We start from the raw sequence: 22,414 nt of genomic DNA, 5'->3' as shown, positions 1-22,414 counted from the left end.
TTATAAAAGTTCTAATTGTTCTTTGATTCTCTCTTCTAAAAGAGGTTTGTCCGATACTTTTTCGAATGTGATTTCTAAAAATTCTTTTAATCTTCCATCAGTATCCACAATCATTTGATTATTTCTAAACTCTTCTAATGCCCTTGTAATAGATGCCAATACCTCTTCTAATTCTCCTCTGAATTCTTCGATTTGATCATTGGACTGACAGCATAAAATAGCATAGAACAATTGTATTTGTAGTCTGAAAATGTTGGTTAAAGCGTTAAATTCGAAACTATCTTGTTCTTGAATTCTTTTTAAAATTGCTTCTGCGGTTGTCGTAATTAGAGGGCCAAAACCGTTCCCTAGTTGATCATTGAACTTACCTGCAATAAATGCATCCATATCCTCTACTACAGTTTTGTAAAGTGTCGATGTAGGCTCAAAAATGTTGACTCTTATTTCTTCGGATAAATCACTAAACTGTGGTAATTCTTCAAATCCTTTTTGGATAGTTCCTTTTGCATCAATTACACAATCTGTATCGATTACTTCTACTTCAAACTGAATATCATGAGAAACATCATGACTACATTTTCCATTAGTAATTGTTAAAGTAACAGTTACTAAATTATCATCATTTACAGGAAGTTTAAACTCATGCCTTGGGTTTTCATCTGTTCGGTTATCCGGCAATGTATTGTCTCCAAAATCCCAGAAATAAGTAACACCCGTAGGAAGGTTAACTCCTTGCACAGTAAAGTTTACTGAGGCTATCGTATTATCATTAGAATAACGTGGTTCAGAATTTTCAAAATCAAACTCTGGTCTTTTAAAAACTGTGATTTTAGCATCTGTAATTTGATCATTTACTGTAAACGCTATTTCATTACCTAACAATTCTTCTGTCACTTGACTAGCATCAAAGAAGAATCGACCATCTATCTGTACAACTCCTCCATTTTGGCTTTCATCAACGCTTGCAGCCACAATTCCATCTACTGGAACTACTTCGAAAGGAATTGGAGCAGTTTCATTATGTAGACAAATATGATCCACAGGTAATCGAAGTGAAACAGGTTGTTTAGGAATAATAAATGCTGTTGGAGCACAATCAGAACAACACATATACGGTAATGAAAAATCTGCTACCACTGTATTTTCTGTAACATTAGAAATTGGAACGGAAAAAAGGTCGTTTAGTCCTGTGAGATTAGCTACACTTAGTTCTGGAAGTATTGGATTTAGTGCTAAACTATTGGTATTTATATTCGTAAGCGGGTTTAACGTGATAGGATTATTTATAGCAGAAAAACTAAGTGGTGTAACTGCATTTGTCACAGGTGCTAATGATAAAAACGCATTATTGGCTATTGATAATCCTTGTGTTTTGGTTCTCCCTCTGTATACCATTACAAAAGTTCCTCCTGGTCTTACACCTGCTTTATGCTCTAATCCAGAATTTTTTTCTACAAATTTTGACAATAGTTTTTGGGAAAGAACTTCTTCTTTGCGCTTTTGAATTTCATCTAGTAGTATTTCTATTTTCTCTGCTGCACAACAATTAATCGACAATTGATTTAACAACAATGCATATTGCTGTTCAAAACCTGTTCTTTGATAGTTTGATGCTTGCGAGTATAATAATCCTGTAGTTCGCTTTTTATAGGCTTCTACTTTTTCGCATAGACTCTCAATCGTGATCTTGTAATCATTAATTCGCTGCGGTTCCATTTCCTCTACACTGTTAGGAATATATCGAGTAGCTACTTTTGTATGTGCTAATATCTCTGCTGGCTGATCTATTGCTACTTCTTTTATTTCTGTTTCCCACGCAGAAATAACAGGATCCTCCGCTATATCTTTTTTAATTACTGCGATAATATCCTCTGCAGAGCCTTCTGGTTTTTCTTTAAATGCTTTATCTATAAATTTTCCTAAAACATCTTCTTCTTTGATAATATTTTCTTCTACTACTGTATCTACATTATATACTGTTTCAAAACCTCCTATATTTGCAAAATTAGTCTCCAGAGCCAATATGTTTATAGAAGCAGTTCTACTAGTATCAAGAGCGATCGGAGCTAAAAAAGAACGCTCTTCAGCTACAAGTCCAGTATTATTGGTTTCAAAACTATTTACTCTGTAATATTTGTGTTTTCCTTTATCTTGTAAACTAAAACCTGAGAAAAATCTAGCTACACTTGCATTCAAACAATTTTGTTCTGCTCTCCAGGCTTTTAATACTGCATTAAGATCTTCGAATTGACATTTATAATCCGATAAATCCAAACTTTCTAAGGCCTCGTCAATACTTAACACTTTTATATCAAACGCTAACCCCTTTTCGGTTTTTATAGTATCCAGATCTTTTATTGCAGTACGATAGTCCTTTCCCAAATGACCTTCAATTCTATAGAAATCGTTTGTGTCAATATTATAATCTAAAGGGTTTTGAATAGTATCATTACTGGATAGATTCGAACTCCGATATCCTAAATTCTGATCCTCCTGAAACTTCTTGGTTTTTGTATAATTCCAATTCTGAATAAGGTTTTTAGAAGTACTGAAATAATAAGGTATTGATCTTTTGCTTAAATCTTCATCATAGTCTCTTGATGGTGTCACTTTTATTGCAGTAAAAGCAGATGGTGTAATTCGATACTCTTCTAACATATAGTGCATACGCAGAATTAGGTTTCGTATTTCTAACCATTTTTCTTTACCATCGGTAATAATTGATGAAGGATAAAAACTATGCCTACATTCGAGATAACTTTCTTCAGGAACTAATTCACCTAATAAAAGATGCTTCGGAAATGCGTTTCTATTCGGACAACAAACCCATCTTAAATCGAATAATAAACATTTAATTTCTGTATAGGTACTTATCAAATCTTTTAAAAGGTCATATCTATATTGAATATCTATAGGAATATCATTTATACTAAAATCAAATAAACCATCTATATTATCAATAATACCTTTGATGCTATTTACTTCTAAAGAATCTGTATCTAATAAAGTTCTAAAATCCGTAAATAGACGAGTAATGGCTTTTTTTAAATCTGTTATGATAGAAGTACTTTTAATTACATCGTAATAGCTTTTCTTTAATCGGTAATAATTTGTTGTATTAGAGTTTTGAGAAATAACAGTATTACCAGAATTGTCTACTATGTATTGGTTTGTTAGGATAATACGTTTTACCGCTAATTCTGGAAGATTTATAAACTTCTTTGTAGTACTATGTTTGCTAAAGATTGGATCATTAGATTGATTACTAATTGTTTTTGCATCATTTTTAGATACTAATAAGATTCTAATGTTGGCAACTTGTTCTTGGCCTTGAGTATCGCAATCGGTAGAAGTACATGGCGTTTCTTCTTTTGCAAAATTTTCTAGATACAGCACAACTACTTTATCGTTTATATCTTCTAATTCACTCAAGGCAAGGGATTCCGTAGTTTCTGATTCTTCTGTGGTAATCAGTTCATGGATGGTATTGATAGTATCAAATTTGCTATAATTGGCTTCGCTATCCTCAAAAACTTTGATATGTGTATATGTCTTAGAAAGATACTTTACCAAATCTCCATCTGTGGTTACTGCACATCCATCCGAAATGATTATAGAACTATTTTCTTCATACAAAACATCTAAACCACAGACAATTCCGACTCCACTTAAACAAATACGAATAAGTCGATTTTGATCTTCAAAATATTCTATTATAGTATTTAATTGTTCTGCTGTCAATACCTGATCATCAACAAAAGATCGATATTGTGTTGTAATTTCTTCTAATCGTATTGTTGCCATGATTTTTCTTCTTTTTTAAAGATTCCCAATATTGGTTCTTCCTAATATTATTTTGTTTCCTGTTTCTTCTGTATCATCATTATCACAATCGTGTAATCTTCCTGTTTGATAAATTGTATTGGCCTTATTCATAGCTTTTATCAATTCATTCAAAGTGGCTCTATAATTCTCGATATCTGATTTGCTTTCTATAGTGGTTTCGCAATGTAATTGCTCTAAAAAGCTCTTGTATTTGGTTTGAAGATGTAGCATATCATTTTCTTCATCTGGCACTAATCCTAAGGGATGTCCAATCCAACATATTTTTGCTAAAACATGAGCAGGTAACTCTTCTCTAATCAATTGCTCGGCAAATCTTCTAAAATCCTTATTCCCAAATCTCTTGGTCCATCCTGGAAGTATGATCGAAACCCTAAAGGAGTATGGATCGAAAGGGCTGCATGACTTGCAATCTGTATCAATACATACTGGCATAAAATTTTCTGGACTGGCATCGGGTTCTAATCCCGAAGGATCTTCAACATCGAATTGATCTAAATTATTCTTATCTGGTCTAAGCAAGATATGTTCTATAATATATATTCCTTCATCTGCGGTTACCTCTTTTATTAATGCAATTAGAGCATCTCTCGCAGCTATTCCTTCTTCTTTAGTGTCTGTAAAAGCTATTCTTCTTGCGATAATCCAATCTTCGTTCTCTGGATCATTGATATCAGGATTAATTAGGTTGAAATATGTCTGAGTACCATCTTCGGTTAACTTAAAATCATAATTATCTGGATTTTTAGCATAGTGATATGCTAAGAAAAGCTCTTTAAAAGCATCCTCTAAACTATGATAATGCTTACTGGAGGAAAGCAACACCTGACTTTCATTCTTAATTCTCCATCTGTATTCTGTTACACCATCATCATCGAGTTCTTCATAAACTTCTAAAAATTCGGAAGCTAAATCTCTTCTACTATGATCTACAATTCCAAGTAATTTTGCTATTCTTTGTTGAACACCTGAAACATTCACCGTATCCCAAATACCATTATCGTTTAAGCTAGATTCTGGATTACAGTAGTTAAATCCCAGTCCTCTTGCGCAACTGATTTCTTTATAATTTTGTAAAAAACTAAGCTTTGCCCTCAAAATTTCATCATTGGCAATATCATTATCGCCATAAATTAATTTCATCATAAAAGCGTAGTCACCAAATCGTTCAGCAAATCGACTAATCAAATGATCTAATAACTGGTTCCTTCGTTCATAGAATACTTCTTTTCCAGTTTTTTCTTCGTGCAGATCATTTATGATCTCCAGAAGATCAGATTCATAATTCGAATAATCCCCTACTATCATTTTAATATCAGTAACATCTTCAACTTTTTGTGCATAATAGGTTTGCCTATTCTTGAGTTCTTCTGCCTCGGTAAGTATTACATTATCCACATATAGTTTTTTCAGATGTTCATCTACTGATAACAAATCTTTTACTTTGGATAGATGCTGAAAATAATTGGCCAATACCTGATCAAAGAACAACAAATATGCTTTTAATTGATTTGCTTTGGCCTTTCTTGGTTTTTTAGCATTTCCTGGAAGTCCAAAAGAAGAAATCCCATAGGCATCAGGAAAATCATTCTGAATAGTTGTGTAACTTTCTGGCGCCATGTATTTCCCTAATGGCATTGCTACATCTTCTATCTCAACATCTTCATATTTGGCTTTTTCCTGTGCTTTTAGTTTAGCTAAGTGGGTCGCTACTTTTTCTTTATTAATTCCTATTGGTAATAGTCCCTTGGTGAAATTAAAAGTACTTTTATTGCATCGTACTGGTTTATGCCAATCCTTAATACAAATATTCCATGTACCTTCTAACCCCAAAGTTTCTCCACAATTACTAATTGAGATATCCTTAATTACATGAACCCCTTCGATATTCATGATGAGCTGAATGATATCAGATAATCGAACATCCTTTCGAAGATCTGCTTTGATCAGTTCTTCTCTATCAATAAAACCACCTTTATCACTTTCTAAAGGGACACAGCCACTTGAAAAGGGAATTGGTCCTTCAAAAATTTGATCTGTTGTATATCCTTTATCAAACATTTGCTGTAAAGAATAAAAATTAACGGTTGGAGAAAAATAGAGGTCTATGGCTTGATAAATGAGTGCTAGTATATATTCTTCATCAGCACCTGGATCCAAATCTATATATGCACAGATCGCAATAGGATGTTCTTTTACAATAGAAACATCTACTACATCTTCGCAAAGATTTCTGTTCTGATGATATATGTCTTTTACTAAAGAAATAATGGTAGTTGGATCTTCAACTTCTTCTTCCAGATCAATAATTACATCATTAAGACCTTTTAATTTAAATGGTGCTGGAAAAGTTTGGTTTTCATCAAAAGGAGTATAGGATAATTGAGCCGGATGTTCTTTACAGTTGACGTGTATAAATTCTTCGTGCTGTTTTATCCATGCATTTTTTACACCATCAATATGAATAAAAAGATTGCGATAATCTAAAGCTGTAACTGATTTTGTAGGTAAAATGTGTATAGCAGACAAGAACTGTTCGTGCATTTTTGCCATATTATTCTCCTTAGATGCTAAAAGATTTTCTATAGGCATTTCGATACGTTGCGACAAATCTGTTATAGCATACGACAGCATTTCTAAAATAGTAATCCCAGGATCATGTACATTATAATCTGTCCATAGCTTACTCCCGATTTTCTCTATATAGTCTACTCCAATTTCTCGCAAGTATTCATAATCCAAATCATTTTTGGTGCTTACATTTTTGGGTATGGATATCGTTTCTTTCACGAGTTTTACTTTTTAATAATTAATTCTTTCTCCTACTTTTACTGTATTCTAAAAATCATCATCTTTATACTTTACATTCTTCTGAAGGACTCACTACACTTACAACGTGCTTTGTATATTCTACAGAAGTGAGAATCACTTTTGCACTTGATGGTACTACTTTCTTTGTTTGATTAAATATTTTTTTTCCGGTAAACGCTTCAATCCCTGTTTCATGCAATAGTTGAAAGTCGGTTATGTAGTCTACATATGATAACTTCTCGATATAATTAATTACCATGCTTTGATGTAAGGTAATCCCAAAATCAATTACCGAAGTTTCCTCAAAAGCCCAAGGAGCCAAAAGCTTAGTAATATCTTTTTGTAATTGGATACTATAAAAACTCTCATCTTTACCTTCGTAAAACTTAGCTTTTAAATTGACCTTAACTTCTTCGTATACTGGATTAATTACCTGAGCCGCAACATGGAGCGTATTCAGATTATTTATAAATCCCTGAATAGCATTACGTTTTGCTTTACTGATTCTTGGTTTATAAGGATCATATACATTTTGGTTAATGATATTCGGTATGACCACCAAGGTTACATCTCCAGGAGATAAAAAAGAAGTTAAAGAGGTATGATTTAAACAATTAACCTTATAGATGTCTGGAAATTCTTGTAATATCAGGTTTTCGTAATCCCAGATAGTAATAGCTCTTTGTTTATGTCTAAGGCGTTCACTAATTCTGCGATAAAAATCTTTATCAGTTTCTTGTGGTTTACCATCAAAAGAACCATAATTCTGGGTAACTCCTTTTACATTTGCTAGCCGTTCTACTAACTTAGAAATTATTCCTTCAGGAATACCATATTGTAAATGATTCAGATTATTATTGTTATTCTGAAATTGTGCTAAAACAGCTTGCGCCTTAATATCTATAAGCTGACTTACGGTATCAAAATCTCTTGGATTCTCTACTTTAACCCAGAATAATCCTGTTGGTAATTTTGTATTTTCTTTTGTAGCTTCTTTTGGAATCGAAAACTTTACTATTCCTGATTTTAGAAAATTATCCGTATTGTTAGATATTATGTAATCTGTATTTAAAGAAAGCCATTCATTGTTACATAATATGGACCATGCTAGTTTTTCTCCATCAGCAAAATCATTTGCCGTTTCAGGGTTTTCACTACCTTCTAAGGTTTGTACCAATAGGGACACGTTTTGTAGGTTTTTTGCATTTTCAATCCCTATAAACAAGCATCCTTTTTTATAAGCTGGTAATAATTTGATTTCTGGATTGGCAATAGCTAGTACAGATGCTTTTTTTAAATCTTCACTTTCTTCCGATATACCAAAAGGATGTTCATGGAATAGCTGAACATTTGCATCCGTCGTACTTGCTTGTGCGGCATATCCGACTTTTATTGTTTCTATCTGTGGAGTATACGGTGCATTTGGTATTAATGTGTCAGTAGCATTTTCTTTGGATAATGCCACAGAAAAAATCTTAGGGAACAGATCATGCAGAAATGATTGATTAAGAATAAGTTTGACAAAACCTTTTTTTATGGAAGCTGAAAATTTTTCTTTGGTAGGTATCTTTGATTGAAATGGAAATCCTCCTTTTTGAAGCTTTGGGAGTGGCTCCATAAGAAAATCCAAAAAACCACCTTTTTCACTTCCCGCTTCTGCAGTACGGGTAATGGCAATAGTACTTTTATCAGGATCTGCTTCGCTAAAAAGCAAATGAAATGGGTCTTTTAATTCCCATACTCCATTCTCTAAAACTTGTATTTTTGAAGTGAAATAGTCCTCAGTAGCTACGATGGGTTTTAGGTTTTTCGGATTCTCTAATACACCATCAGGATCTAATGTTAATGTGTATCTTTCTTTACTGATTCTTTCAATAAACTCTGTTCTGTAAGCTATATAATTTTCGACCAAATTGGGTTTATCTTTCCAAGAGAAATCAATATTTATTTCTGTCCAATTTTTATCTAATGCTTCGGGAAGACCAATAAAAAAATTAGATCCTTTTTTGGGTTGTGAACCAAAAGGATAAAAAGGTTTGGAGGCATCCAAAATCCCTAAATCATTTTCAATGGTTATATCCTGAATGGAATCTATAGAGACATCAATGGAGATACTATTTACCTTAGTAGTAGAAAATATATTTTGAAAGGTATTTCCAATTGTATTCGTGGTAGTATTTTTTATTAAAAATCTAGCTACAGGATCTGTAGTTGTATATGGTTCCAAAAGTACTTCCTGGTCATACCCAACAATAGGATCTAGTCCTTCATTAAGTATAACCACTAGTTTTAGTTCTCCAGAAGTTATAGTAGATTCGGCAGTGCTAATTTCTCCTTCGATCCATTCTTTTTCTCCACTAAAAAAAACGGCTAGTGCCTCTGGAATATCTGAAGTATTTATTCCTATTGTGCTAAACGCACCTAAACTTATAGTAAACGTTATTGTCCTTTTTCCTTCTTTTAGTAATAAAACAGGAGACGCGACTCCAAAACCAGTTTTTGCAAAGGGAAGATTCGGATAAGTTGCAGCATCTTGTGTTGGTCCTAATGTATCTGTGGGATATCCAAAAGGCCACCATCGTATCTGATCATCTGGAAAATCTTCTCCTAATCCATCGTATGAATTTGCAATCAAAGCATTTCTAACACCAACTCCTTCTTCATAGTATACATTACGTAATGAAGAAACGGATGCTTCATTGACCACAATTTCTTCTTGCGTATAATATTCGCGCTTTATACCATCTTCATCTTTTCCTCCATCTAACTTAGTGTCTTTATCTATTTTAACCTCAGTTGCATTTTTAGCTAGTTCAAACAATACGTGCACTTTATCTTCTACAGCTGCCTTATTACTTAATTTTAGAACTTCTTTATAATAAAAATCAAGATGTTTTTTAGACAAACTATTAAGTCGTTCTTGCGAAAAGCTTGTGAGCTTCAAAAAAGCTGCAAATAAAGAGAGATGTGGTTGAATACTTTTCTCAATTGAGATTTCAGCTTCTTCTAGTTTTGTAAGTCTTTCTACGAAACTTGCTATTTCTTCTTCTTTTACAAAAAAGTTACTCCAGTCACCTGAAATGGTATTACTTTCTGTATCAAAATATTGTACTTTTTGTGAGAACCTATATGCAAATCGCATCCAATCATCGATACTCAAATCGTGTAATTGTATACTTTCTGGATCTAATGCATCAATACAACGTTGACTTTGAGAAGTACCATTCCTCATCAATAATAGATCGTTATGTTCGCAACTGCTGCTCATTGTATTGTCTTTTTATTTTTGCTTAAATATTAGTACCCTCTTGTTTATAGAATGGAAACACCAAATTATTTCTAGCATTGGTTGCTCTAATTCGGTAATCGATATTGATTAATAATTCTCCATCCAATTCGTTGGTTTGATCAATCTGTATCTTCTCTGCATCTATTCTTGGTTCGTAGTAGAGAATGGCATTTTTTATCAACTCTCTTACAAAAGTTTTTAATGTGAGATTTAGAGGTTTAAATAAAAGTTCATCGAGATTGCATCCATAATTCGGAACCATTACGCGTTCTCCTAAACGGGTAGATAGTAAAACTTCTAGACTACTTTTAATATCACTTTCATCAGAAAGCATTGCTACTTTTCCGGACTCGTTACCTTCCTTTACAAATTCTGGTGGAAATCCCCATCCTGTTCCTAAAAATGATGTATTTGTATCCATAATCATCCTCCTATTATTACTGTTGGCAATCCCATGACTATGGTTCCTCCATGAGCTGTACTATCGCCCATTCTTGCTGCTGGCATTCCTCCTATCATTACGGTTCCAGATCCCATAATGATTGTATCTGGCGGGCCTACACAAGTTGCCATATCTCCCACTCTTGCAGCTGGTAAACCTCCAATGAGCACTGTTGGTTCTCCTGCTGGAAGTATTGGACCTCCCACATGGGGAACTACTCCGGTTACCATAGGACATACATGCATATCTGTTATTCTTGCTGCTGGTGGCATAGTCTTTTTGTTTATAGTTGTTAGCTGCTAGCTGTTAGTCATTAGCTATTGGCTGTTAGTTTAATATTTATGCTAAAGGATACTCACTACTCAATAATTCTCTAATTTATCTGCACTAAAGAACCTTTTAAGGTTGCGGTAGCACTCGACGACATTTCTACTCCTGCCGACCCTTCCGCTTTAAATTGTGCGTTGGCTTTAATATTTACATTGGTTCCTTCGATATTTACATCTCCAGAAGCTGTAAGATTGATATCGCTCGAACTTTCAATCGCGATACCAGAGCTATCGACCGTAATAATGTTAGAATTATCATCCTCCACTACTATGGATCCCGCATCTTCGTCTAGCACTATTTTTTTACCTGCCGGAGTTTCAATACTTATGGATTTTTTATCATCATCAAAAAGTACTTTCATTTCACTTCTAGTAATAAATCCTTTTTCATGATTATCATCACTGGCAGTTATAGGAGCAGGTTTTGCACTGCTATTAAGCATTCCTAATACTACTCCATCATTAGGATCATCATTGATAAAACCTACAATGACCTCATCCGAGATTTCAGGAAGAAAGAATGCTCCTCTATTTTCTCCTGCATCTAAAGATGCAACACGACACCATATTCCTTGTTCTTCATTATTTATAATGGGTAACTGTACTAATATTCTATTTTCTCCATCAGGATCTTCTTCTAACTGACTCACAATTCCTATTTGGAGTCCACAGATTCCTGATAATAATCCAGAAGCGGGTAATGGATTAATATCATAAGTTTCAGAAAACCATTTAGGGTTTATTCCAAATTGCGCATCTACGGTCCAATTACCTTCGGAAATATGATGACTTATTCCTGTAACATACACGTTGCCATTAAATCGATCACCAACTCCCTGAAGTTTTAAAATAGTACCTGGCTTAACCGATGGGATTCCTTGAAATTTGACTCTTCCTCTTATCTTAGATAATTGCTGAAACATCCACTTTGCATCACTCCAATCTTGCATTTCGGTTGTAGAAAGTGATCCTCCATGTCTCAATTCTAGATTTTCCAATCCTATTATTGATGAAAGATCTGACGGTTCTAAATTTCCATTAAGAGAAACTGATGGATCTGCAGCCTCAATCTCTATAACCTCCTGATCGGCATAATTCCAGCTATACGAAGTAACCTTATCTATCTGATGTCTGGCATCAATCTCTGCATCTAGATCGAGCATTGTAGCTCCAAAAGTTATCGTTTCGATTTCTCCAGAAGTAAAATCCGGTTTTTTAATGCTTAGCCTGCCATCATCGACAAAACACAACTTGCCATTTGCTTGTGCTCTGCTTACGATAAAATCCCAGTCAGAAGTATGATATTGCACCAATTCTTTATGCTCATAATTTGTAGCTTCTACCTCTTTATCAATACCATATGCTCCAATAATTTCTTCGATAATATCACTATCTTTATTGTCATAGAAATAATTGCTTTTTCTACCAATCGTTAGCTTAACCGCTTCGTCTTTACATTCTACAATCAAATAAGAACCATTTGCCCTTATTTTGATATTATGTTTAATGATGATTCCTTTAAAAACTGTTTCTTCATCTGAATGATACCCAGCAGTAATTTCGATTTCTGCACCTGGAATTAGTAGTTCCTCATTACTTAGTTCAAAATCCTGTTTTGCAGGTTCTCCGTCGATCAAAATAATTTTAGCCGTAGGGATTCTATTCACTTCCTTTTCAATAGAAATCGTCTTTACCTGATATTTTTTAGACAGTTCATTTCCTCCCACCAAAAGTTTATGAGTGATCAGATCCGCACTTTTAGAGGTTTGTATTACACTTCCTTGCGCCATGATTATGAAATTTTTTCTATTGGTGGAAAAAAGAGTTCTGTTCCTACTTCCAGTTTTCTAAAAGATGTTAGTTCATTTACCTTCGCTACTTCGAGATAATATCTAGAATCTCCATAAATACGATGCGACATCAGTGGCAATGTATCCCCTTCCTTTACTAAGCGCACATGCGTTAGATCAGGAGACTGATTATTTTCTCTTGCCACTCTTAAGTCGTCTTCTACAAATCCTTGAAATTTTGCTTTGGCAACCGCTCGAATTGGAGTTCCGTCTGATTTAAAAAGCTTGAACTCTATACTCATTTCAGTGAGTTTCCCTTTAAACAAAAGGGTTCCCCAATATATCATTACGTAATTAGGAGCATGTTCTTCGCCATTATAATCTAGGATTACTTTTTTAAACTTTTCAATATCATCAATAACCCCTTCTCCATTGTCCTTAAAAACAGTATTACCAGAGCTTTCATTAGGGTTATTACCATAATGAACAATGACACCTGTTCTATCAAATAAAAACTCTAACTCTAGATCTTCTGGAAGTTTTTTATTGAATCTTGGAGAAAGATCACTGGTACCTGCCGCTTGATCTTCATTTTGTTCGATCTTATAATTAAACGTATACTTCTCTGGATTAATCAGTGTTGTAAATTCTCCATCAGCTACCTCATCGTTAAACTGAGGATCGCTATACGCTTTTACCCTAAGTTTTGTTAATTCTCCTGTACTCATGACTAACGATCTATTTGTTTAGCAATTATTTCCATAATTTGTTCAACACACTCAGCAATAATGGCATCCTTATCAGCTTTAGAACTTTTAGCTACTTTGCCTTCAGATTTTTTTGCATCATTATCAACATTGATCTTAATATGCAATTCTTTAATTTCTATTGCTCCCATTTGTATTTATGTTATGGTATTGTAATAGTTATATACTAGTTCAATCGTCTCGATAACCACTTTACTTTCTTCGGCATTAAAATCTCCGATGGACCATTTTATAGGATATGCATGCACTATATTCCAGGATATCAGCGGTTCGTGTTTTTCATTAAGTAACTTGACGATTAGATCTATTGGCTCAAAATCAAAGTTCTCCACAGCTTTTTTACACCAATTCACCACCTCTGAGTTTACTAGAAGTCCTCTTTTTAAAACCAGATTAGGGTATTTAGTTCTTACTGGAATTTTATGCTTAAACCTATTTTCTCCACCTTCAGTAACTTCTTCAGTTTCTATATCTACTGTTAATCCAGAGACAGACTGAAAATGATAGTCTTTTTCACCGGTAGACAAACCGGTGAATTCTACACTAAAATGAAAGCCTACTGGTGGATAATAGGTAGCCATTAGGATGCTAGTTTAAGACTATTAATTACAAACTCTGCAGACTCTATTGCGATCTCATTTCCATCTGCTTTTAGGTCCGTAGATTGCAGTTTAGACAACCATGCATCTGCAGCTTCCCAAGTGAGTATTGGCTCATGTTTTTCATCTAACATGCTAATGGTAAGATCGCTTCTAAACTTCTCTTCTCCTTCTTGGAAAAAGACGTTTTTCTTCCACATTTCATAGAACTGTCCTTTAGTGGAGGCGAAAGTTCCTCTCTTGATAGCGATATTTGCAAACTTGGTCATTCCAGGTTGTTTCTTCTTGAAATAATCATTGTCCGCTCCTCCTCTATATTCTATAACTTCAGTTTCAAAATCTAAACCAGATACTTCTGTACAATTCAGTTCGGTGTCTCCACCGATAGTTACTTTAAAATGGAACTTTGGTAATGGATATTCTGCCATGATTTCTATGTTTTAAAATTTTATATTAGTTAAGAGTTATTATGCTTCTTGCATTTTGTGAGAGAATCTAAGAATAATAAATTCTGCTGGTCGTACTACTGCCATTCCAATTTCTATGATCATTTTACCATCTAAAACATCATTAGCAGTCATGGTTTCTCCTAAACCAACATTTACGTAGAATGCTTTATCAGGAGTAGGTCCTGCAAGAGCTCCTGCTCTCCATTGCAGTGTTAAGAAATTATTTATCATTGCTTTTACGCGAACCCATGTATTTCTGTCATTTGGTTCAAAAACAAATTGCTCTGTAGCTTTCTTAATGGATTCTTCTGCCATGTTAAAAAACCTTCTTACAGGCACATATCTCCATTCTTTATCATTTCCTGCCAGTGTTCTTGATCCCCAAACTAAGGTTCCTTTTCCTGTAAATGTTCTAATTGCATTTATTGATTTTCCTGCAGTAGTATCAACATTAAGTCTATCTTGGATATCATTGGTGATTTTTTGACTAGGCTTCACTGTATATTTTACAGAAACATTTGCTGGTGCTTTCCATACTCCACGATCATTATCCACTCTTGCATATATTCCAGCCATTGCAGATGATGGTGGTAATTCTAACGGAAGGTTATTGATAGCTGTTTTAATATTATTATATGTGGCACTATCCATATCTTTTATAGCACTCAACTTAAAACCATCTAAGTTTCCACTATCTGGATCCACGGCTTGTGCATTTGTAATTGCAGTTATTACTGGAGGTGTTATTAAGGCTTCCACAGCGTCTATGGTTGCATCTACTGTAGCTAAGGCTAAAACGGCATTAGCAGATTCTGTTTTTACTGCTGTTCCGTTTGCAGCCTCTTGAATAGTAGTTAGATGAGTACCTAAGGAAGTGATCAATGTCGCTATCGTTGAACTATCTTCTACAACTACTGCTAAAGCATCTGCAGCGGCGGTTGCGGCAGCGGAAACGACAGCGTCTTCGTTAGAGTTGGCTGCAGCCGTACGAGCATTACTAACTATGGTATTTGTGTCTTCTACAATAGCGGATAAACTTTCTATGATCGGCGTGAGTGCATTCGTTATCGTTGATGAATTTGCTAGCGCATCACCAGCTGTCATTGCTTGTAAAGCTGTATCTTCTGTAGTAAGAGTTGTTACCAAACCTGTCATTGCAGCTTGCGCATTAGCAATATTCGTCAATAAATCGTTGGTACCACTTAAAAGTACTGGTTGATTGGTATTATGAGTGATTTCTAAAGCATCTTCATCATAATGATAATCCAAAATTGTTTTTAAATAAGGAAAATACACTGCTCCATATTTCTTTTCATCAATATCCGAAGTGATTAAATTTCTCACTCCTTCTGGTTCATTCATTTCAACATCTTCATCATCCGTATAGGTGTCTATGATGCTAAATCTATCCTGCATTTTTTTACACTGTGCTAATGCATTATTATACAGGTTATAGAAATCCGCTTCATTAGCAAGTGAAGTTGCATCTGGAAACAATAATAATGTTGGTTCATCTTCTTTTTCTAGTGTATTTAAACCGTCAGTAAGGTCATTAAACTGTACTGGAGTTGATGAATTATTTGCAATTGCATCTGCATACGTATTTACAGAAACCACATAACACGGTCCTCCTCCATTAGCAAAATACATTTGCATGGCATAATACATTAAAAAAGGTGATTTTTCATCTTCTACAGGTTCTGTAACTGTAATGGATTTTTCTCCATCGACTTCGGTAATTGTAATTCCTAAAGCGGTCTCTTTTTGTGGAAACCCAAAGTGCACCTCGTATTCCAACATAGAGGTAATTCTCTTTGGATCCATATGCAGCGTCTCTGTAAGATCTTCTTCCTTCTCTTTTGCTTTCTCAGTATACCCTATAAAAGCTGGAATAGCTGTTTCTACTTGGGCTACCGAAGGAGGAAACTTTACAATTTCCTCTATATAGACCCCTGGTGTTTTGTACGTAGTTGCCATAATTTTAATTGTTTATTAAATAAAAATTTCAGAATATGTTGTTGTTATATTTGTATTTTCGTCTGTGACTTGTTTTATCATATTTGCGGTTGGATTTGGAAACATATATTTGTCAATATCCACTGGTAATACTCCAGAAAAGTCAGTATTGGGATCAATTTCTATAAAGCCATTTTTAGTCAATGGTTTTACCGAAGAAGTTTCCAATTCATTCTCATCTGATTTTTTGATATACTTCCAGATTGTTTTTCTATTATCGAAATGAATTTTAAATGCTGGGAAGGGATCCAATAAAAAACTTTTACTCTCGTTAGGATCACTCGTATCGATTTCTACTACATCCATAGTATTATCTCCAATCATTTTTAACTCTATAATTCCCAATAAACCTTTCCCTGTCTCTTTTTGTATAGATTGCTCAATAATTAGTTTGCCTTCATCAGTTATTAGGTCATCTTGATCTAATTCGGCAATTAAGTCCAATCGCTTATTGATTTCAGCATTTATATTTGCCTGCTGGATATCAAACCATAACTGTTGTGTACTTTCTTCAGTTATCAAAAAATCTTCTGTAACTAAATCATTGGAAATATTCGTTGGGATATAAGAGAAGGGATTCGCTTCTGTTACTGGTTTTCTATTGGAGAAATAATAGAGCTGGTTATTCTCTTCAATTAATTCTGTATAATTATCAAATAAATAGTCCTTTTTGTATAAGAAAAATGTTAGTGTAAGTTCACTATTCAGGAAACTACTTGATTTTAATTTATTAGTATCTTCTAAAACATTGCTTAACACCTTAAAACCTCTGGACTCTCTAATTAAAATCAGTTTATGATTCTTCATTATTCTATAAGTAGCAAGAGATGGAATCACATCAATAGCATCCAAAAAGTTATACTTTTTCAATTGCTGTTCCTTCTCATCATCATTCATGGACTGAAATGTAACATCTCCATCATCCAGAAAATAGGAATGAAGTAGCTCTACAGAAAAGAGAGTATCGTATAAAATTCTAAACGCCATCTAATTATGATTTAAACTTCCATTAATTTCCGTTATCAATGCGCCTTTAGCCTGAGTAACATCTCTTTCTATTTCGAGTACACTTATTTTATATATCACCGAAGGGTACTGTTTTCCTCCCAGTGTTCCCCAAATGAAATTCATCTCTTCAAAAGATGGGCTAAAAAGTTCTACAGTGAATTTGAAATCCTTGATCTGATCCATTCCATCTAATGCTCTATCAAAATTTGTATTACTTTGAGTAAAAATCCTTTTAGACTGAAAGAATTCTATAACTTTTGATAGACTCTTTAATGACTCTGTGTAGTCACTTCTATTTGCCGAGAACATGGTGTATAGATTCAAATGGACTTTGTTATTTTTATAAACAACTTTCGCCCCTTCTATCTGGTGATTTAGTATATTCTTAAGTGTTGCTTCTTCTTCGGTATGAAGTAATGATAGAATTACATTATTATTGGTACTGGAATTCTCATTTGCTTCTGAATCTATAAAAGCAATGTTCTCTAGAGAAACTGGTTTTTCATCAATCTCTACATTAAAGAAATTATTGATTTCTTCAGTAATTATCTGTAGTACCTCGAATATCATAGGTTTATATTAGTCTATTAGTAATATGGTTTTAAAGCTTAAGCTATTCACCTACAACTCAGGGATGTTTTTAAACTTTACATAAATCAGGTAATCAATGATAAATGGGGGTAGTAATTCTTAATCTGTAAAAGGGAAATATGTGTCTGATTAAGATGATATAAAATTATGTTTTAGAAACATTAATTCACATAGCTAAAACACGGATTCTACATAGGAAAACAACTTTAAAACATAGGGGTAAATACCCCAAAGCATGACATTTAGTTACATCATATAATTCGCGAGTATTCTTTTGACTAGCAGTATTTTTAATATATATCGGTGCTAAGCAAGAACGCAAAGCTCTATCCCCTGAATTCAGTGAGAACATTTTCACTAAATGAGGTGTAGCTAAGCACATAGTATTTATAAATCTTTGTATTGTAAAAATTAAAACTCTTTTATCATGAGAACTGCATTTTTAAAATACACATTCATTGTTACTATTATTTTCATCTCAAAAACACAGTCACAAGAATTAGTTCTTTCCTCTACTACAAACACTTCTAACATATCAGAAAATATAGGCACTAAAGGAAACACAAAGAAGACATTACACTATAGTAATGGTACTATTAAAGAAATACGAGAGACCAAAAATGATGTATTACATGGACTTTGGAAGTTTTTCTTTAGTAATGGGGAGTTAAAAAAAGAAGGTGCTTTTTCTCAAGGCAAATCTATAGGTACCTGGAAAATTTACAATAAGAGAGGACAATTAATTTTTATTGAAAACTATAAAAACGGAAATGAGCATGGAACTTGGAAAGCATTTTTCCCTAACGGAAATGTAAAAATAGAAGGAGAATTTGTTTCTGGCAAAAGACAAGGGCCTTGGAAAGTTTATACAGAAAATGGAGTACTTAAAAAACTGATAACTTTTGAAGATGATATTGAAAAAGGTGAAATTGAATTGAATGATCCGTCTAAGGATTTAAACTTCTTTTCGGTTCAACAATCTATTGGAAATTATTAAGTCCAATTTAAAATTAACACATTATGTTTACACTTACTTTACTATTCATGCTATCGATCATTATTGTTGGATATTATAAGTCATACTGGTCAAAAATTCAGAAACATTATGAATGTATCAACTATGAAAACTATGCATTGATCAAAGAATCTCCTTTCTCTGAGGAATGTAGTAACTACGAGATCTTAAAAAAAGAGAATCAAATCTGGTTTAAAAACGATGGGTATTCACTGTTTTATATTCAGTTAGTTTCTTTGGATTCTAAGAATGTTGAGCTTATTGGACTTGATGGGTATGGGATGAGAAATATGGAATTTAAAAAGTATGTATGTAAACTGATACAGAAGATAAAAATTAAACACAATACGGTATAAAATAAAATAAGGGATAAAATAAATTTCACCCCTTATTCAATTAATTCTTATAGTCTAAAACTACATTTTCACATCAGATAGTTTTACTTCTTTAGCTTCTTTATCTAACATGATTACTTCATCAAAACCTGCATTTTTGAATTGTTCAAACTGCGTTGCTGCATCTCCAATAACCAAATATGCCATTTTAGATTCATCTAAATACTTATTTGCTAATGCCTTATGCTGTTCTAGTGTCATTCCTTCGATAATAGCTTCTTCTTTAGCAATGTAATCAGGAGCAAGATCATATCTTCCCATTTCCTGTAACATTCCTAATAAAGCTCCTTGAGTTTCAAACCTACGTGCATTTGATTTAATCAATGCGTTTTTAGTAAAAGCAAGATCTTCTTCGGAAATACCTTTTTTGTATTTTTCGATTTCATCCTTAAAGATTTTTACCGATTCAAAAGTAGTATTGGTACGAACACTAGAAGATGCTGTAAAAGTACCTGGAATTTTACTTCCTCTAAACCCAGACCTAGCTCCGTATGTATATCCTTTTTCTTCTCTTAGAATAAGATTTACATTTCCAGAAAAAGATCCTCCTAATTTATAATTCATAACAGTTGCTGGGAAATAATCCTCATCCGTACGAGCCATTGATAAATTTCCAATGTTAATAACAGACTGTTTTGCATTAGGTATATCTACAAAGTACAATGATGCTTTATCTCTATTGTTTACAATCTCATATTCTGGAATTGTTACTTCTTTACTTGCCCATTTGCTTTCTAAATTTTTAAGTGCTTCAAGAGCTTTGCCTTGACCTAAATCACCAACTATCTGAAACTTACTCACAGAAGGTGAGAAATTATTGTTATAAAACTGTTTTAAATCATCAATAGTAATAGATTCTACAGATGCTACAGTTCCGCTTGTTGGATAGGCAAACATATGCTTATCTCCATACAATACTCTATTGTATACATTTCTTGCCACCACGTTAGGGTTAGCTGAAGACCTTTTAATATCATTAATAGTTTTAGTCTTGATTCTTGCAAATTCCTCTTCATCCCATCTTGGTTGTAGTAGAATCTCTTCTACAAGATTCATTGTTTTATCTAGATTTCTTACCAACGTATTTCCGCTAACAACTATTGCTTCTCGTGTTGTATACATATTGATTGAAGCTCCTAACAATTCGATTTCTTCCTCTAATTGTTCTGGAGTTTTAGTAGCGGTTCCTTCCATCATAATATCTGTCATTAAATTCGCCACTCCTACCTTATCAAAAGAATCAAGCAAATGTCCTCCAGAAATTACCAAACTGAAATTAACCAATGGCAATTCGTTTTGCTCGATACCATATACTTTCATCCCATTAGATAAAGTTGTATTCCAAGAAGAAGGGATATTTAGTTTTGGAGAATCTCCTTCTTTTGGTGCCACAGATCTATCAAAAGCAGAAGGTGTTTTTTGTATCTCCTCTTTCGAATCTACTACAGCTGTTTCAACATTTTCTTTGATCTCTTCTTCGACCACTGCAGCTACTTCAGAATCTTTTGCTGCTAAATCTGTTTTACCTTTAGGAACAAAACTAGTAATTACATAAGGCTTATCTTTAATATAGGTATTATATACTCTAAGCACATCTTCTTTAGTAACCGCTTTTATGTTTTCGATATCTTGGGTAATAAACCCTGGATCTCCTGCAAACACATTATACTGTGCTAATTGAAAAGACTTACCAAGTACACTACTGATCCCATTATAGAATTGCGTTTCTAAACCTGCTTTAATTCTTTCGATATCTGTTTCTGTAATTCCCTCTTCTTCAAATTTCTTGAAAGCTTCAAAAACTCCAGCTTCAATATCCGCAAGGCTTTTTCCATCATTTGCAGTAATATTCACTCTAAATTTACCTGCAATTTCCATGGATCTATTCCAAGCATTTGTATCAGATGTTAATTCTTTTTCTTTTACAAGCACTTTATACAATGGTGCTTTTTTTCCTTCTGATAATAGCTCTCCTAAAAAGTCCAACGCATATGCATCTTTTGTATACTGCTCTACCGTTGGCCAAACCATATTAAGCTGGGCCGTAGTTGCAAAGTTATCCTCATGCATAAATCTTTTTGTTTCGGATAACGTAACATTCTGAACTTTTAATTTTTCTACTGGCTGTCTTTTTTTAATTTCTCCGAAGTACTTTTCGATCATTGCTTTAGCCTCTGCAGTCTCAAAATCTCCTGCCAATACTAACGTTGCATTATTCGGTCCGTAATACTTATCATAGAATTCTTTTACATCCTCTACAGTTGCATTTTGAAGATCTACCAATTCACCAATTACCTGCCAGTTGTAAGGATGGCCTTCTGGAAAAATATTCTTGTCAATTACCCAGTTTGTATGTCCATAAGGATTGTTATCTACACGTTGTCTTTTCTCGTTCTGTACTACTTCCTGCTGATTATTAAAAGCACTTTCGGTAACTGTATTAATTAAGAACCCCATTCTATCAGACTCTAACCACATTACTGTTTCCATAGCATTTTTTGGTACGACTTCGTAATAAATTGTACCATCTTGCCAAGTACCACCATTAAGGGTTCCTCCTACATCTTGGATTTTTTTAAAAAATTGATCTTGCGGAACGTTTTCTGATTCCTGGAATAACATATGCTCAAACAAGTGAGCAAAACCTGTTCTTCCTTTCTTTTCACGATTAGATCCTACACCATATTGAATGGCTACGGAAACAATAGGATCTGATTTATCCTGATGCAAAACGATTTGAAGACCGTTTTCTAATTCGTACTTTTCGAAATCGATAGATAATTTACCAACTTCTTCGCTTTCTGATTGAGTTTCAGTTGTTTCTTTTTTACAAGAAATAACGGAAACAAATAAAAAGGACATTACCACAATAAAAGTCCTAGATATTCGAGTTTTCATGATGTATTATTTAGATTAAGCTTTAAAAGTACTTTAAGCAAGTGAGTATTCCCTTTGTTGGATTATTAAAAAAAAGTTAAAAAGGCTGTATTCCTTATAATTAGAACTCTTAAATGAGATGTTTTTTATGAATTCTTCAAGATATAGCCAAAAATTGGTTTAATCTTTAGGA

16 protein-coding genes are annotated in these 22,414 nt (G+C 33.7%); 2 read left to right on the top strand and 14 right to left on the bottom strand.

Features of this window, described 5'->3' with window-relative positions; genetic code table 11:
- The 13 genes from Q1B37_RS13370 to Q1B37_RS13310 form a co-directional block, all read right to left on the bottom strand.
- Positions 1-3,804 (bottom strand): PKD domain-containing protein, encoded by a 3,804-nt coding sequence (locus Q1B37_RS13370; RefSeq protein ID WP_299899256.1) that lies wholly within the window; start codon positions 3,802-3,804, stop codon positions 1-3.
- A 15-nt stretch (positions 3,805-3,819) separates the two neighbouring features.
- Entirely contained in the window at positions 3,820-6,633 is a 2,814-nt protein-coding gene (locus Q1B37_RS13365) for a hypothetical protein (protein WP_299899255.1), read from the bottom strand.
- Positions 6,634-6,697: 64 nt separating this feature from the next.
- Positions 6,698-9,922: a baseplate J/gp47 family protein gene (locus Q1B37_RS13360; RefSeq protein WP_299899254.1), complete on the bottom strand. Its 3,225-nt coding sequence runs from the start codon at positions 9,920-9,922 to the stop codon at positions 6,698-6,700.
- A 22-nt stretch (positions 9,923-9,944) separates the two neighbouring features.
- Positions 9,945-10,364 (bottom strand): GPW/gp25 family protein, encoded by a 420-nt coding sequence (locus Q1B37_RS13355; RefSeq protein ID WP_299607144.1) that lies wholly within the window; start codon positions 10,362-10,364, stop codon positions 9,945-9,947.
- Positions 10,365-10,366: 2 nt separating this feature from the next.
- Entirely contained in the window at positions 10,367-10,657 is a 291-nt protein-coding gene (locus Q1B37_RS13350) for a PAAR domain-containing protein (protein WP_299607142.1), read from the bottom strand.
- Between the two features lie 101 nt (positions 10,658-10,758).
- The gene (gene vgrG / locus Q1B37_RS13345) at positions 10,759-12,504 is read right to left on the bottom strand and encodes a type VI secretion system tip protein VgrG (RefSeq protein ID WP_299899253.1); all 1,746 of its coding nucleotides are present in this window, start codon (positions 12,502-12,504) and stop codon (positions 10,759-10,761) included.
- Positions 12,505-12,506: 2 nt separating this feature from the next.
- Positions 12,507-13,232 (bottom strand): LysM peptidoglycan-binding domain-containing protein, encoded by a 726-nt coding sequence (locus Q1B37_RS13340; RefSeq protein ID WP_299607140.1) that lies wholly within the window; start codon positions 13,230-13,232, stop codon positions 12,507-12,509.
- A gap of 2 nt (positions 13,233-13,234) precedes the next feature.
- Complete coding sequence (locus Q1B37_RS13335; RefSeq protein ID WP_299899252.1) at positions 13,235-13,402, bottom strand: DUF5908 family protein; 168 nt, start codon at positions 13,400-13,402, stop codon at positions 13,235-13,237.
- Between the two features lie 6 nt (positions 13,403-13,408).
- Positions 13,409-13,852, bottom strand: a complete 444-nt coding sequence (locus tag Q1B37_RS13330) for a phage tail protein (protein ID WP_299607136.1) — start codon at positions 13,850-13,852, stop codon at positions 13,409-13,411.
- Positions 13,852-14,298 carry a phage tail protein gene (locus Q1B37_RS13325; RefSeq protein ID WP_299607134.1) on the bottom strand — a complete coding sequence of 149 codons (447 nt, stop codon included), beginning with the start codon at positions 14,296-14,298 and terminating at the stop codon, positions 13,852-13,854. Before Q1B37_RS13325 ends, Q1B37_RS13330 begins: the two co-directional genes overlap by 1 nt.
- Positions 14,299-14,337: 39 nt before the next feature.
- A complete protein-coding gene (locus Q1B37_RS13320) occupies positions 14,338-16,296 on the bottom strand; it encodes a phage tail sheath C-terminal domain-containing protein (protein WP_299899250.1) in 1,959 nt (652 codons plus the stop codon).
- Between the two features lie 15 nt (positions 16,297-16,311).
- A complete protein-coding gene (locus Q1B37_RS13315) occupies positions 16,312-17,322 on the bottom strand; it encodes a hypothetical protein (RefSeq protein WP_299899248.1) in 1,011 nt (336 codons plus the stop codon).
- Complete coding sequence (locus tag Q1B37_RS13310; protein WP_299899246.1) at positions 17,323-17,913, bottom strand: DUF4255 domain-containing protein; 591 nt, start codon at positions 17,911-17,913, stop codon at positions 17,323-17,325. It abuts the gene before it with no gap.
- A gap of 448 nt (positions 17,914-18,361) precedes the next feature.
- On the opposite strand from Q1B37_RS13310, the gene Q1B37_RS13305 reads away from it, so the two are divergent.
- Positions 18,362-18,931, top strand: a complete 570-nt coding sequence (locus Q1B37_RS13305) for a toxin-antitoxin system YwqK family antitoxin (RefSeq protein ID WP_299899244.1) — start codon at positions 18,362-18,364, stop codon at positions 18,929-18,931.
- Positions 18,932-18,954: 23 nt separating this feature from the next.
- On the top strand, positions 18,955-19,305 hold the full coding sequence (locus Q1B37_RS13300) for a hypothetical protein (protein WP_299607127.1): 351 nt from the start codon (positions 18,955-18,957) through the stop codon (positions 19,303-19,305).
- Between the two features lie 60 nt (positions 19,306-19,365).
- Here the strand turns inward: Q1B37_RS13300 and Q1B37_RS13295 are convergent, their stop codons facing one another.
- Positions 19,366-22,242 (bottom strand): pitrilysin family protein, encoded by a 2,877-nt coding sequence (locus tag Q1B37_RS13295; RefSeq protein ID WP_299899242.1) that lies wholly within the window; start codon positions 22,240-22,242, stop codon positions 19,366-19,368.
- Between the last annotated feature and the right edge of the window lie 172 nt (positions 22,243-22,414).

Origin of the sequence: uncultured Aquimarina sp. (assembly GCF_947492965.1) — a bacterium.
Classification (GTDB): Bacteria; Bacteroidota; Bacteroidia; order Flavobacteriales; family Flavobacteriaceae; genus Aquimarina.
Note: the sequence above shows the minus strand (reverse complement) of the source record. Positions and strands in the feature narration are given on the sequence as shown.